This is a genomic window from Roseateles terrae, assembly GCF_014192155.1.
Taxonomy (GTDB): Bacteria; Pseudomonadota; Gammaproteobacteria; order Burkholderiales; family Burkholderiaceae_C; genus Roseateles; species Roseateles terrae.
Window position 1 is genome coordinate 59522 of the sequence record NZ_JACHXO010000001.1, and the last position, 13618, is coordinate 73139.

General features: G+C 68.8%; 11 protein-coding genes. 10 read left to right on the top strand and 1 reads right to left on the bottom strand.

Translation table 11 applies throughout. From position 1 onward, the window contains the following. Window positions 1-14 precede the first annotated feature (14 nt). From FHS28_RS00300 to FHS28_RS00345, 10 genes are all read left to right on the top strand, one after another. Window positions 15-1208 carry a glycosyltransferase gene (locus tag FHS28_RS00300; RefSeq protein WP_088449609.1) on the top strand — a complete coding sequence of 398 codons (1194 nt, stop codon included), beginning with the start codon at window positions 15-17 and terminating at the stop codon, window positions 1206-1208. A gap of 89 nt (window positions 1209-1297) precedes the next feature. Then, a complete protein-coding gene (locus FHS28_RS00305) occupies window positions 1298-1807 on the top strand; it encodes a hypothetical protein (protein WP_088449608.1) in 510 nt (169 codons plus the stop codon). 265 nt (window positions 1808-2072) lie between these two features. Continuing rightward, entirely contained in the window at window positions 2073-3518 is a 1446-nt protein-coding gene (locus FHS28_RS00310) for a glycosyltransferase family 4 protein (protein WP_088449777.1), read from the top strand. Between the two features lie 11 nt (window positions 3519-3529). Then, window positions 3530-4651 (top strand): glycosyltransferase family 9 protein, encoded by a 1122-nt coding sequence (locus tag FHS28_RS00315; RefSeq protein WP_246409375.1) that lies wholly within the window; start codon window positions 3530-3532, stop codon window positions 4649-4651. Then, a complete protein-coding gene (locus tag FHS28_RS00320; protein ID WP_088449606.1) occupies window positions 4648-5688 on the top strand; it encodes a glycosyltransferase family 2 protein in 1041 nt (346 codons plus the stop codon). Before FHS28_RS00315 ends, FHS28_RS00320 begins: the two co-directional genes overlap by 4 nt. Window positions 5689-5701: 13 nt before the next feature. After that, window positions 5702-6928 carry a glycosyltransferase family 9 protein gene (locus FHS28_RS00325; protein ID WP_246409378.1) on the top strand — a complete coding sequence of 409 codons (1227 nt, stop codon included), beginning with the start codon at window positions 5702-5704 and terminating at the stop codon, window positions 6926-6928. Continuing rightward, window positions 6852-7802, top strand: a complete 951-nt coding sequence (locus FHS28_RS00330; protein WP_088449605.1) for a glycosyltransferase family 4 protein — start codon at window positions 6852-6854, stop codon at window positions 7800-7802. The genes FHS28_RS00325 and FHS28_RS00330 overlap by 77 nt, the downstream gene beginning before the upstream one ends. After that, window positions 7799-8770, top strand: coding sequence for a UDP-glucuronic acid decarboxylase family protein (locus FHS28_RS00335; RefSeq protein WP_088449604.1), 972 nt, complete (start codon window positions 7799-7801; stop codon window positions 8768-8770). Before FHS28_RS00330 ends, FHS28_RS00335 begins: the two co-directional genes overlap by 4 nt. A 144-nt stretch (window positions 8771-8914) precedes the next feature. Continuing rightward, window positions 8915-10222: a hypothetical protein gene (locus FHS28_RS00340; RefSeq protein ID WP_184293910.1), complete on the top strand. Its 1308-nt coding sequence runs from the start codon at window positions 8915-8917 to the stop codon at window positions 10220-10222. 633 nt (window positions 10223-10855) lie between these two features. Next, the gene (locus FHS28_RS00345) at window positions 10856-11296 is read left to right on the top strand and encodes a hypothetical protein (RefSeq protein WP_088449601.1); all 441 of its coding nucleotides are present in this window, start codon (window positions 10856-10858) and stop codon (window positions 11294-11296) included. On the opposite strand, the gene FHS28_RS00350 is transcribed toward FHS28_RS00345, so the two are convergent. After that, window positions 11289-13616, bottom strand: a complete 2328-nt coding sequence (locus tag FHS28_RS00350; protein WP_088449600.1) for a hypothetical protein — start codon at window positions 13614-13616, stop codon at window positions 11289-11291. The two genes, FHS28_RS00345 and FHS28_RS00350, sit on opposite strands and share 8 nt — an antisense overlap. Between the last annotated feature and the right edge of the window lie 2 nt (window positions 13617-13618).

Below are 13618 nucleotides of genomic sequence, written 5' to 3' on the forward strand. Positions count from 1 at the left end.
GCTGAAAGCTCCCCATGGATAAAACGACCCTGGCACGACTCGACGCGCCGAGCCCACGGCTGCATGTAATGGAAGTGGTGGGCAACGGCATCGTCGGCGGCATGGAGCGCTGCGTCGAACGCCTCATCGACCATCTGGGCCAGGGGGACCGCTTCCGGTTCACCGTGCTCTGTCCCTTTGAAGGGGACTTCAGCGACCGCGTCCGCGCCGCCGGCGCGGAGGTGGTGGTGGTGCCCATGCCGGAAGATCCGCCGTGGGCCGCCATCCAGATGGTGACCGGACTGATCCGCCACGCGCGAGTCGACCTGCTGCATGCCCACCTGCCCAATGCCCATCAGCTGGCGGGCCTGGTGGGACGCCTGGCCGGCGTGCCGGTGGTCTCCACCATCCACGGCCGGCAGATCATCATGCCCGACCTGGAAGTGCACCGCATGGTGGGCAGTCACCTGAGCGTCGTCTGCCAGCACAGCTACTACCACGCACTGGGGCTCGGCATCGACCCGGACAAGCTCAGCTGCGAACCCAATGGCGTCGACACGCTGGCCTTCCGTCCCGGTCCGCGGCCGGAGCAGGGCCTGCGCGAGCGCTTTGGCCTGCCGCGCGACACCCTGCTGGTCGGCCTGGTGGGACGTCTTTCCCCGGAGAAAGCGCCGGACGTGTTCCTGCGCGCGGCGTCGCTGCTGCATGAGCGCATGCCGGAGGTGCACTTCATGGTGGTGGGCGAAGGCCCGATGCGGGCGCAACTGGTCGAGGCGATCGATCGGCAGGGCTTGCCGTCGCATGTGCACATGGTCGGTCGTATCGACGACGTGCTCCCGGTCTATCACGACCTCGATCTGCAGGTGAGCAGCTCCCATTCGGAAGCCATGCCGCTGGCGCTGATGGAGGGCATGGCCACCGGGCTTCCGGTCATCGCCACCCGCGTGGGCGGCGTGCCGGAGATCGTCGAGCATGGGCGCAGTGGATGGCTGGTGGCCGCACGCGATCACGAGGACATTGCCGGGCGCATGGCGCAGATGCTCTCCCAGCCGGAGCTGCGTCGCAGCATGGGCCAGCGGGCACGCATCAGCATGGAGCAGCGACACGGCCTCCCGCAGCGGCTGGAGGCCGTGGCCCTGCGATTGCAGCAGTTGGCACGGCCGCTGGCATTGGAGCCGCGTCGCATCGCCAGTGCACCGCCGTTGACGGGCACCGGGCTTGCCGCATGAGCTGTGCACAGGGCCGACGTCCCCGCTTCGGGGTGTACGCCTGGTTCTACGCGTAATCCTGTTTGATTCAACGATTCAAGGAGATTGCCATGAACAACCGTTCGAAGATCACCACTCTGGCCATGGCTGTGGCACTGGCCGGCGGCGTCGGCATCCTGCATGCACAAAGCGGCAATGGCGGCGGCAACGGGCAAGGCAGCTCGGGCACCACCAGCGCCCGGGACCGCACCAATGATCCGCTGTCCAACAACAATGACCAGATGAAGTCGGGCACCGCCACGACCCGTTCGACCACCAACAATGGCATGAACAACTCGGCCACGGGGACTAACAGCACCACGACGAACAACAACACGATGAACAGCACCGGCACGGCCGCCGACGGGACGGGCGCTGCACCGAACAATGGGAACAATCCCAACACGACCGACACGTGGAAGGACCCGAACCGTACCAACGGGAACAACACGAACAACATGAACAGCGGCAACAACAGCACGTCCAACATGGACCCGAACAGCTCGGGTGCCATGTCGACGGACAACACGTCCGCCGGTTCTCGCGACTCGACGCTGCCGGCACGCGCCGACCGTAACTGATCGCTCTTTGAGCGAGACCCACAGCGACCTTCGGGTCGCTTTTTTTTGTTTCTGCGGGTGAGGCACGGAGATCGGGCTTGTCGGTCGATTTTTCCGATCGCCGAACGATGTCAGCCCCGAAGTTCATTAGACGGCCCATTGAAGTCAAAGATCGGAGAAAACACCGATGAACAGGGGACATCCGGTCGGCGAAGAGAAGCGCTGCTGGTATGTGCATTGCCGCTTCTCTGGCATCACGAATGGAGTCGTCATGGCAGACCAGTCCTTGAGAGTGGCATTGATCAGTGAGCATGCCTCCCCGCTGGCGCAGCAGGGCAGTGTGGATGCGGGTGGACAGAATGTGTATGTGCAGCATGTGGCCGCAGCGCTCGCGCGGCGGGGTCATCATGTGGACGTGCTGACCCGGCGCGACCAGCGCCACCTGCCGACGGCAGTGGACATGCGGCCCGGCGTTCGGGTGCTGCATATCGATGCGGGACCGCCGTCGTTCGTGCCCAAGGAGCAGTTGATGCCCTACATGAAGGCATTCGGCACCGAGGCCCTTCGCCTGATGCGCCGCAGCCTGCCGTATGACGTGGTGCATGCCAATTTCTTCATGTCGGGCGTGGTGGGACTGCGGCTGCAGCGGCAGCTGCAATTGCCCCTGATGCAGACCTTCCATGCGCTGGGGGCCGTCCGGCAGCTGCATCAACGCGAGGCGGATGCCTTTCCGCCGGAGCGACTGCTGCTGGAGCGCCGCATCGCCTGTGAAGCGGATTGCGTGATCGCGGAGTGTCCGCAGGATGCGCACGACCTCGTCACCCATTACGGCGCGCCGCCCGGACGCATTGCCCAGGTCCCCTGCGGTGTGGACCTGGAGGAATTCGGACCCGGCGACCGCCGCTCGGCCCGTCGCCGCCTGGGTCTGCCCGATGACGAGTTCATCGTGCTGCAACTGGGGCGGCTGGTGCCGCGCAAGGGCATCGACAACGTCATCCGTGCTGTCGGTCGACTGGATCGCAGCACGCCGTGGCGCCTGCTGGTGGTCGGCGGCGATACGGTCGTGCCCGACGACGTCCGCACGCCCGAGATCGGCCGTCTGCGCCGCGTGGCACAGGAGGAGGGCTGCGAACCCTGGGTGCAGTTTGTCGGCCGTCGGGACCGCGAGCAGCTGAGGGACTACTACCTGGCCGCCGACGTCTTCGTCACCACGCCCTGGTACGAGCCCTTCGGCATCACGCCGCTGGAAGCCATGGCCTGCGGCACGCCGGTCATCGGGGCTGAGGTGGGCGGCATTCAGCACACCGTGGTCGATGGGCTGACCGGCTATCTGGTGCCGCCGAAGGACCCCGAGTCGCTCGCCCTCCGGTTGCAAGATCTGCGCAGCCATCCCGAACTCGCCCGCATGATGGGCCGGGCCGGCCTGGCGCGTGTGCAGCGTGAATTCACCTGGGACAGCGTGGCCGAGAAGCTGAGTCAGGTCTACACGCGCGTGGCCCGTCAGCGTCGCATGCGTGCGGCGGAGACGTCTCTGCGCCTGATGTCTCACAGCGGTGCGTCGGCGGGTGCCGGTGCGGCCCTCATTCCGACCGACCAGCTCGCCGCCGCGCGTGCACTGCAGGAACGTCGGACGACGGCAGATCTGGCGGTCCGGGGGGAACCTGCGCCCACTGAGTTGACACAGGTCGCCGCCATGGCCGAGATGCCACGGCAATGGCTGGGGGCCAAATGACGGGAGACCTGTTGGATCAGGAACGTCACCGTCGCTGGCACAACGTGCGGCGTGTGCTGCTGGTGCGGCTGGACAATCTCGGTGACGTGCTGATGAGCACGCCCGCGTTTGCCGCCGTGCGCGAGACCTTGCCCTGGGCCCACCTGACCTTGCTGGCCGCGCCCGGCACCGAAGCCTTGCGGCCGCATCTGGACATGGTCGACGAGATTGTGGGGTTCAACGCCTCCTGGATGAAGGCAGGCGCTGCCCGACTCGACCAGGAACCTGCGGACCTGCGGGGCGAAGCCGAGCGTCATCTGGTGCGCCGCCTGAGCCGGGCGCACTTTGATGCGGCCATTGTCTTCACCGTCTGCACCCAGAGCGCCTTGCCTGCAGCGCTGCTGTGCCGCATGGCCGGCATTCCGCTGGCGGTGGCCCATGTGCGGGAGCGGGCCTACGGCCTGCTCAGCGATGAGCTGCCGGATCCGGATGTGGTGCGGGACGGCATGCGGCATGAGGTGCAGCGCCAGCTCGATCTGGTGGCGCATGTCGGACTGTTCACCCGCGACGACCGCCTGCGTTTCAAGGTGCTGCCCAAGGACCGGCTGTCGGCCGCCGCCGCGCTGAAGGCCGCAGGGCTGCGTCCCGGCCAGCCTTATGTCATGGTGCATCCGGGGGCGAGTGCGCCGTCACGCCGTTACGCCCCGGCAGCCTTTGGCGAGGCGGCCGATCTGATGCGCAGCGATCCGGCCCTGGCGGATGCCGCGGTCCTCTTCTGTGCCGGTGGCAGCGAGCAGCCGCTGATCGACGAAGCCCGCGCAGTGATGCGCTTCCCCAGCCTGGTGCTGGCAAAGCCGCCCAGCCTGGGTGAGCTGGCGGCGCTGATTGAAGGGGCTCTCGTGCTGGTGGCCAACAACAGCGGGCCGGTCCACCTGGCGGCTGCCGTCGGCACACCGGTGGTGGACCTGTATGCATTGACCAATCCCCAGCACACCCCGTGGCGGGTGGCAGCGCGGGTGCTGTCCCATGACGTGCCGTGCCGCAACTGCCAGAAGAGCGTCTGCGTTCAGGGCCATCACAACTGTCTGCGGCTGGTGGCGCCTGCCGAGGTGGCGGGCGCTGCGGCCCGACTTATGGAGGAAGTGGTGACATGAATGCCGTCCTGAAGTCAGCCCCGGATTCCGCCGAAGCGCGCGCGGTGCCTGACATCACCGTGGTGGTGCCGACCTATCTGCGTCCGATGCTGCTCGAGCGCTGTCTGCTGGCGTTGATGGGGCAGGACCTGCCGCGCGACCGGTATGAAATCGTGGTCGTGGACGACGGCCGTGACGACCGTACCCGCGACCGCGTGCGAATGCTGGCAGGGCGCACCGATGCGCCGTCGATTCACTATCTGCGCCCGGCCCGCGGGCGTGGTCCGGCCGTGGCACGCAACGCCGGCTGGCTGGCGGCGCGCGGCGCGGTCGTTGCCTTCACCGACGACGACACCATTCCCGACGTCCACTGGCTGACGCGCGGTCAGCAGGCCTTGCTGGCGCATCCCGAGTGGGTGGCCGCCTCGGGACGGGTGCAGGTGCCGCGCCTGGCGATGCCTGTGGACCGGCTGGAGCGTCCGACCGATCATGAGCTGATGACCCGCGGCCTGGAGACGGCCGAGTTCGTCACCGCCAATGCCTTCGTGCGGCGGGAGGCGCTGGTGCGCATCGATGGCTTCGACGAGCGTTTCCAGCGCGCCTGGCGGGAAGACTCCGATCTGCAGTTCCGCCTTCAGCAGCTGGGCCCGGTGGGCCGGGTGGCCGACGCGCAGGTGTGGCATCCGGTGCGGCCGGAACGCTGGGGCGTGTCGCTGCGGCAGCAGCGCAATGTCTTCTTCGATGCCTTGCTCTACCGCAAGCATCCCGACCTCTATCGCAGCCGCATCCGGCCGGTGCCGCCGTGGGACTACTACGCCATCGTGGCACTGACCCTCGCATCGATCGTGATGGCGCTGGCGGGTTGGGCCGAGCCGGCCGTGGTGGCACTGGCGGGGGCGGCCCTGCTGATCCTGATGCTGGCGCGTCGCCGGCTGCGCAACACCTCGCATGCGCCCCGGCATGTGCTGGAGATGGTTGCCACCTCGGTGGCCATTCCCTTCCTGTCGGTCTACTGGCGGCTGCGCGGCGCCTGGCATTTCCGAACGCTGTTCCTGTGAGTGGAGATCGCTTTTGAGTCTGCTGAGTTTCTCGACCGCTGAGCGCGCGACGCCCGCCGACCGCATCCACGCCCCGACCCAAGGGGCAGGGCGGGTCCAGGGGCCGATCCGCCGCGTGCTGATCCTGCGGGCGCTGGTGCTGGGAGACACGATGTGCGCCGTGCCGGCCTTTCGCGCCATGCGCCGCGCCTGGCCGGACGCGCGGCTGTGCGTGATGGGGACGCCAGCGTCACGGGACTACCTCTCGCGCATTTCCTGTGTCGACGAATGGCTGCCGTTTCCCGGCTGGCCCGGACTTCCGGAGCAGGCGGTCGATGTGCGCGGCCTGCCACCCGCCCTGGCGCTGCTGCAATCGATGGATTGGGATCTGGCCATCCAGCTGCACGGCAGCGGGCAGGTGACCAATCCGTTCCTGGCGCTGGCCGGGGCCCGTCAGATGGCTGGCTTCCAGGGCCCGGGCGCCTGGGTGCCTGAGGCTGACGCCGCGCTGTTTGCGCCCTGGCCGGTGCTGGGCCACGAGACCGAGCGGCTGCTCAGCCTGTGTCGTCACCTGGGCCTGCCGGTGGAAGACAGCCATCTGGAGTTCCCACTGCGGCCCGAGGACGACGAGGCGGTCCGCCAGGCCTGGCCCGGGTGGGAGGACTGCGCCTCGTATGCCTGCGTGCATGTGGGTGCGCAGTTGCCGTCACGGCGATGGCCGCTGCGGCGTTTTGCCGCGGTGGCTCAGTCCCTGCACGACAACGGCCATCAGGTGGTGCTCACCGGCACGCCGTCGGAGGCAGCGCTGGGTGAAGAACTCGAACGGCTGCTCGATGCGCTGGGGGTGCCGCGGCTGAACCTGATCGGTCGCACCAGCCTGTGGTCGATGGGCGCCCTGTTGCGCCGCGCCCGGGTGCTGGTCTGCAACGACACCGGCGTCTCCCACATGGCCGCCGCGTTGCGGGTGCCCAGCGTGGTGGTGTCCTGCGGCAGCGAGCCGATGCGCTGGGCGCCGCCGGACACCCGGTTGCACCGCTTGCTGGCCAAACCGGCACCTTGCCGGCCCTGCGCCTATCCGGAATGTCCCCATGGTCATGCCTGCGCGCATGCCCTGTCCGTCTTCGAGGTCCTGCAGGCACTGGACGACCTGCTGGCCCATCCCCACCCTCAGCTGGAGCCCTCCGATGGCCCGACGACTGCGCATCCTCACCTGGCACGTGCACGGCAACTACCTCTACAACCTCACCCAGGTCCCGCATGACTTCTACCTGGTGACCGACCCGCAGCGCTCGCCGGGCCGTGTCGGCCGCGTGGGCAGCCTGCCTTGGGGCGACAACGTGCATGAGGCGCCGGTGGACCAGATCGGCGGCATGCACTTCGATGTGGTGCTCTACCAGCATCGCACCGGCTGGGACGAAGACCGGCCCCGCTGGCTGTCCGCTGAGCAGCAGCAGTTGCCGCGCGTCTATCTGGAGCACGATCCTCCGCAGCAGCATCCCACCGAGACGCTGCACTGGGTGCAGGACCCCGCCGCCGTGATCGTGCATTGCACCCACTTCAACGCGCTCATGTGGAACAACGGCGTGACGCCCTGGCGGGTGGTGGAGCACGGCGTCAAGCCGCTGGGTCAGGAGCGCTATCACGGCGAACTGGCGCAGGGCCTCGTCGTGGTGAATCACCTGGAGCGGCGTGGCCGCCGGCTGGGCCTCGACCTCTATCGGCAGATGCTGGACGAGGTGCCGCTGTCGCTGGTGGGCATGGGCAGCGAGACGCTGCCCGGCGGGGTGGGTGAAGCGTCGCAGCAGCAGCTGCCGGGCTACATGGCGTCGCATCGTTTCTTCTTCCACCCGGTGCGCTACACCAGCCTGGGTCTGGCGCTGATCGAAGCGATGCTGGTGGGCCAGCCGGTGGTGGGGCTGGCAACGACCGAGCTCAGCACCGTCATCCGCAGCGGCGAAAACGGCTTCATCGACAACCGGCCGACCGCCCTGGCGGAGGTGATGCGTCAGTTGCTCCGCGAGCCGGGCCTGGCGCGCGAATGGGGACAGCGGGGTCGGGACCTGGCGCGCGAGCGCTTTGGCATCGACCGTTTCGTTTCCGATTGGATGCACATCCTTCACGAGGTCACGACATGAATCAGAATTCCCTTCCCGTGGCAGTGACCGGCGCGGCCGGCTTCGTTGGCAGCCACCTGTGTGAGGCCCTGCTGGCCCAGGGGCACCGGGTGATGGCGATGGACAACCTCAGCACCGGGGACATCGGCCATCTGGATGGACTGCTCGGCCACAAGGCGTTCACCTTCCAGCGGCGGGACGTATGCCTGGAGCCGCCGCGCGAGCTGGTGGAAGCGCGGCAGATCTTCAACCTGGCCTGCCCGGCAAGCCCCGCGTATTACCAGTCCGCGCCGGTGGACACGGTGCTGTGCAGCGTGCTGGGCCTGTGGCGGCTGCTGGAGCTCTCCCAGCGCACCGGGGCGCGCCTGCTGCAGACCTCCACCAGTGAGGTCTATGGCGATGCGGAGCGTCATCCGCAGCGGGAGGACTACTGGGGCAATGTCAATCCGAACGGCGCCCGTTCCTGCTATGACGAGGGCAAGCGCTGCGGAGAAGCCATGATGATGGCCTACCACCAGGAACGGCAGGTGGATGTGCGCATCGCCCGCATCTTCAATACCTACGGGCCGCGCCTGCGTCCCGGCGACGGCCGGGTGGTGAGCAACTTCATCGTGCAGGCGCTGCAGGGGCAGGACCTCACCGTCTACGGTGACGGCCAGCAGACCCGCAGCTTCTGCTACGTGAGCGACACGGTGCGGGCGCTGATGCTGCTGATGGAGGCGGATGAGCGGGGGCCGGTCAATGTGGGCAACCCCGGGGAGCACACCATGCTGGACCTGGCCGAGCAGATCCTTCGGCTGACGGGCAGCCGCTCGCGGCTGGTCTTCCGACCCCTGCCGCAGGACGACCCGCGGCGTCGCTGCCCCGACATCGAACGCGCCCGTGAACGACTGGGTTGGGAGCCGACCGTGAGCCTGGAAGAGGGGCTGGAGCGCACCATTCATCACTTCCGGGATCTGCTGGGCCAGCAGAGGGTGATCGTGGCTTAAGTTCGCCGCCTGAGCGATGACTTTGCGTTTTCGCAAGGTTTGAAAGGATCAGGACTCGCGACGCGTGCGGGGAAGGCGACCGGTCAGCACCCAGGGGGACGATGCCCCGTCGGGCATCTCACGTCCTTCTGAGGTGAGCTGTTCATGTCTTTCCCCTCTCCTGGCCAAGCCTTTGGTCCATCGCAGGGTTCTGCCTATGGGGCTCCCTACGGGAGTGCTGCCGGTCCGCACTGGCAGGCGCCTGCATTCAACGGCCAGATGCCGGCGGGCATCCGACTCGATCCCCAGGCCGCGGCCCTGGCCGGTGGCGACCCGGCCGCCATCCAGCTCTTCCAGCGGCTGACGGCCCAGTTCGGTACCAGCGTCAACTGGCTGCCCGATGTGGTGCGGCTCGGCCAGCTCTGCAATTCGCTGTCGCCGGCGGAACAGCGGCTGGTCCAGCGCCATCTGTTCTCCGCCAATGCCGCCCAGCTGGATGACTTGTCTGCACTCCGGCACGACCCGGAGGCGATGGCGGAAGTACTGGCCGGCGATGACGGCTGGGCTGATGAGGCCGCAGGTGACGGCCCGGCCCATGCAGCGTCGTCCAACGTCCGGGGGGCGGGTACGCCGCTACCGGAGAAGAGTGGCCGCCCTGATGAGTCCTCTCATGGGCGTGGGCCCGCGGTGTCCCAGGGCCGGCCGCCGATGCCGGGTCCGGCGGACTTCCAGCGCGCGCCTGGCTCGGGCCGACCTGGTGCTCCGTCTAGCGGCATGGCCGCGTCCGGTTACGGCGCTCCGCCCATGTGGATGCCTGGCCCATCGATGGGCCGACCGGCCAGCCCGGCATCGCTGGCTCCGAGCGCTCCTCCGACCGCACCGTCCTCGCCTTCCGGATTTCTGTCGCCCGCTGCACCGCTCACGCCGGGGTCACCTTACGCGTCGCCCGGGCCGGGTACTGGCGCGTTCCCAACGGGCGGATATGGTTCGCCGCCCCCTGCCTTCGGCACTGCGGGGGCGCCGGGTTGGTCGGGTGCGCCTGCGTCGCCTCTGGCCTACCACGCGCCTGCACCCGCGGGCTGGCCGGGTGCTGCACAGCCGCCGGTCGTCAGCAGTTGGTCGACCTCGTTCAATGGCGGCGCACCCATGGTGTTCAATGGCGGACCACCGATGGTGGTCAGTGGCGCGCCCCCGATGGTGTTCAACGGCACGCCGCCGGTGATGGTGGCGAACTACCCGTGTCTGCCGACGCCGCCGCTGGCGTGGGACGCTTGCGGCGGATTCATGCCCTACCAGCCGTTCCAGAGCTGGAATCCGTGGATGGGCGGTGGATTCGGCATGCCATCACCGTATTACATGCCCGACCTGCCCAGCGCCGGCATGAGCCTCGGCATGGGCGTGGGGGCCGCGCTGGCCTCCGGGGTGGGATCGCTGCTCGGCTCCTTCGCCTTCGGCCATCACCACTGCTGGTAACGCATCATGGACGCCAGCCGTTTAGCTCCGGGCCTTCTGCGCCACCTTCGGGCGCCTCGGGTGGCGGGCCTTCAGGCACCGCCGCCCAAGCGCCAACCCTGGTCGACGTCCGCGCCGCTGCCCGGCGCGCCGGCTGCAGACCGCGCTGCGACAAGGCCCGCTTCGGCGCCGGGCGCGATGCCCGCCTATCGGCTGCGTCTGGCGGTCGGTGCGGGCGCGCCGAATGGGGCTTCGGCGGCTGACATGAGCGCTTCCCGGCGCGGCGGCCTGACCTTCGCAATGGCACCCGATGCGGTGTATCAGGTGCGCTGCGCTGGGCTGTCGGCGTCTTTACCCGGGCCGGGATCCTCCGCGACGGTGTCAGTGGCACTAACCCCGACCGCGGAGCCTCCTTCGGAAACGGCAAGGGCCCCGGCAGTGGCCGGAGCATCGGCAGCGACCCAGGGGGCGACCACGGCTGCGATAGCGTCAGCGTCAGCGGCAGCTTCGGCGGCCACGTCAGCAACAACGGCGACGACCACCTCCTCCGCCGCGGAGGCGTCCCCGGATGCTGGTTCCGGCGCTGCAGGCGCTCCCGCTGTCCGCCGTCGATTACCGCCTCCCGAGCTGGTGGCGTTGTGCCGACAGCCGGTCATGCAGCGTCTGCTGCTCCTGGCCCAGTCGCGTCAGGCGCTGCTGGCGTTTGAGGAACAGTTGGCCAGCGAGTGGCGCCAGGGGCATCCCTACGCCGATGCGGCCGAGGTCGCCCGCGCGGTGTATGGCGATCCTCGTTATGAACAGATGATCAACCGCCTCAAATTTGCCGACAGCCCGCAGTGCGCCCGTGTGCTCGCTGCACGCATTGCGCGGGACGGCGGCGGCCTTTCCGTCTGCACCGCCACCGCCGAAGGCTTCGGCAACGAGTTCGTTCTGGTCGCCGCCCAACTGCATGACGACCTGACCGACTGGCACGACTTGCCCCCGGACACCGTGCTGATGGACCCTTGGGGTCAACGGCAGGGGCCGGCGCGTGGGCTGCTGATCGCCGCCGGTCTCAGCAGCAGTGAGTTGCGGGTGGAGCGGATGTTCACCTGACCGGAGCGGTCACGGCGGGGCCGGCGATCAGCCCATGGAGTTGCTGCCGCGTGCTGGCGGCCAGCGCCCGATGAGCCGCCTGCACCCGGCCTGCATCCTGGCGCAGCCGGCAGGGATCGACCGGCGCCATGGCTTCGCCACAGAGGGCGGACAGTGTCCGGGGGTCCATGGCGGCAGGAGCCCACACTTCGAAGGGCAGCGCGGCCTGCACGGCTGCCGCCATCGGGGTCTCCAGCGGCGGCGGCAGCCGGCCCGCCCACCGCAGGTTGGCCGGGTCCGCTTCACCGTTCACCGGCGGCGCGTTGGCATCCACCAGCAGCCGCCAGGCCGGATGCTGCCGCGCCACGGCCCGGATGGCATGGACGGCCTCGGTGTCCAGCGAACCCTTCCACCAGGAGGGCGGCGGCGTGGCTCCACCGGGTGCACCCATCTGCAGCCACAGGATGGGCGGGACGACGGCCGAGGACCCCAGGGACGAAGGCACCGGACCTTCAATCCATCGACGCGTCTCCTCGTCCTCATAACTGTCCGGGACCAATCGACGCAGCGCCACGGGGGGCGGCGGCCAGTCGGCGGGCAGCTCCAGCCGGACCAGACTTTCGAGTGTCACGGGGGGCCGGTCGCCGGCCTGGCAGGGGTGGTGAATCAGGCCGTCACCGGCGAGCGCCGTGATCCAGGCCGCATCCACCGCGCCGCCCGGTGATCGCCACGGCCAGCACCACCAGCGCCGGGGTCTCATCTGTTCCCGGTCCTTGCGCAGCAGTGCCAGCGCCTCTTCATCCGGCACTGCGGCCCACCCGGACGCGGGCGACTCCCCGACCGGTGCAGGGATGCCGGCCGGCGACGTTGCTTCCAACGTCGGCCGGGAGTCCCCTGCTCCCGCCACCGACACCGCCTCAACCGGACGGGGACGGGGGCGATGCAGCACCAGCAGCTCCGCATGGGGCGCCAGCGTATGTCGCCGGAGCACGGCCGGCACCGCCGAATCCCTGGGGGGCTCCACCAGCCGCAGTACGAAGTCCTCCGCCAGTGCCAGCACCGCCGCCTGGTGGCGTGCTGACCAGGTCTCCCACGGCTGCGGCAGCATCACCATCAGGCCGGACTTGTCCGTGTCCGATCCGTCCGGTGTGCTGGTGACCAGTCGGGCAGGATCGTTCAGATGCCGCCAGTTCAACAGCGCCCGGGCAAACGGCTTGTTCAGCCGCAGTTGGCCGGACGGCGGTACATGCCACATCCCGCTGCGATGCCACACCCGCGAGTCATGCCAATCGGGCCGATCCAGCATCGGGTACAGGCACACGCCCCCCAGTGGCACACCGCGGGCACGAGCCCGCTGCGCTTCTCCGGCGATCTCCTGCAGCCATGCCGCGCGCCCCACGCCGATGTGACCGGTCTCCGCCACGATCAACGGCCGGTGATAGCGGCGCCACACCGCCTCCAGCAGATCGGCCAGCGGTTGCCGGCGCGGGTCCCGCAGGTGCCACGCCAGCCGCTTCTCGCTCGGCGTCTCCCACTGGCTGCTGTGATAGTGGTTGAGCCCCAGCCAGTCCAGTGCTTCTGGATGGCCGCCCAGTTCCGGCTCCATCCGCCCGGCCAGCATGTCGAAGGCCTGCCACTGGAAGGCGCTGATGCGGTCCGCCTGCGTCCTGAACTCGGGCTGGTCGGGCGGCGGCACCACATGCACCACCGGCTCCACATGCAGGAAGCGCGCCTGCGGATCCACCTCGCGAATGGCGCGGATGCCGGCCAATGCAGCCCGTACCAGCCGCCGCTTGATCTGGAAGCCACTGACGCGGGAGTCTTCCTCCAGATCGGGTTGCCGGGCCTCCGGTGGGGACCCCGCAGGGCCCATCGCATCGCTGGCAGAGGCTGCCCAGGAAAGGAAGCTGATCTCGTTGATCGGCGTGTAGAACCGTGGGCCGGGGCACAGCGGCGCCAGCACCCGCGCCGCTTCGGCGGCGAAGCGCGCAAACCGCGGCACCAGCGCATCGTCCAGCAGGGTCAGGCCCGGGGGCACACCGTAATGCATCAGGGTCCAGAGAATCTGCACGCCCTGACGCTGCGCCGCCTTCGCCATGGCGATCGCGCGGCTGAAGTCGAACTGCCCGTCGGCGACTTCGGTCAATCGCCAGCCGATGCTTTCGCGCACCGTGCGGATGCCCAGCAGCCGTGCGCGTCGGTAGTCCTGATCCAGACGGTCGGCATGACCGGTGGCCCGCACCATGTCCAGATGTTCGCCGCGGCCATTCACATGGTCCGCGCCTTCGAAGCCCCCCATCCAGAAGGATGAAAAGGGCGGCACCGATTGGCGACCCGGCATGG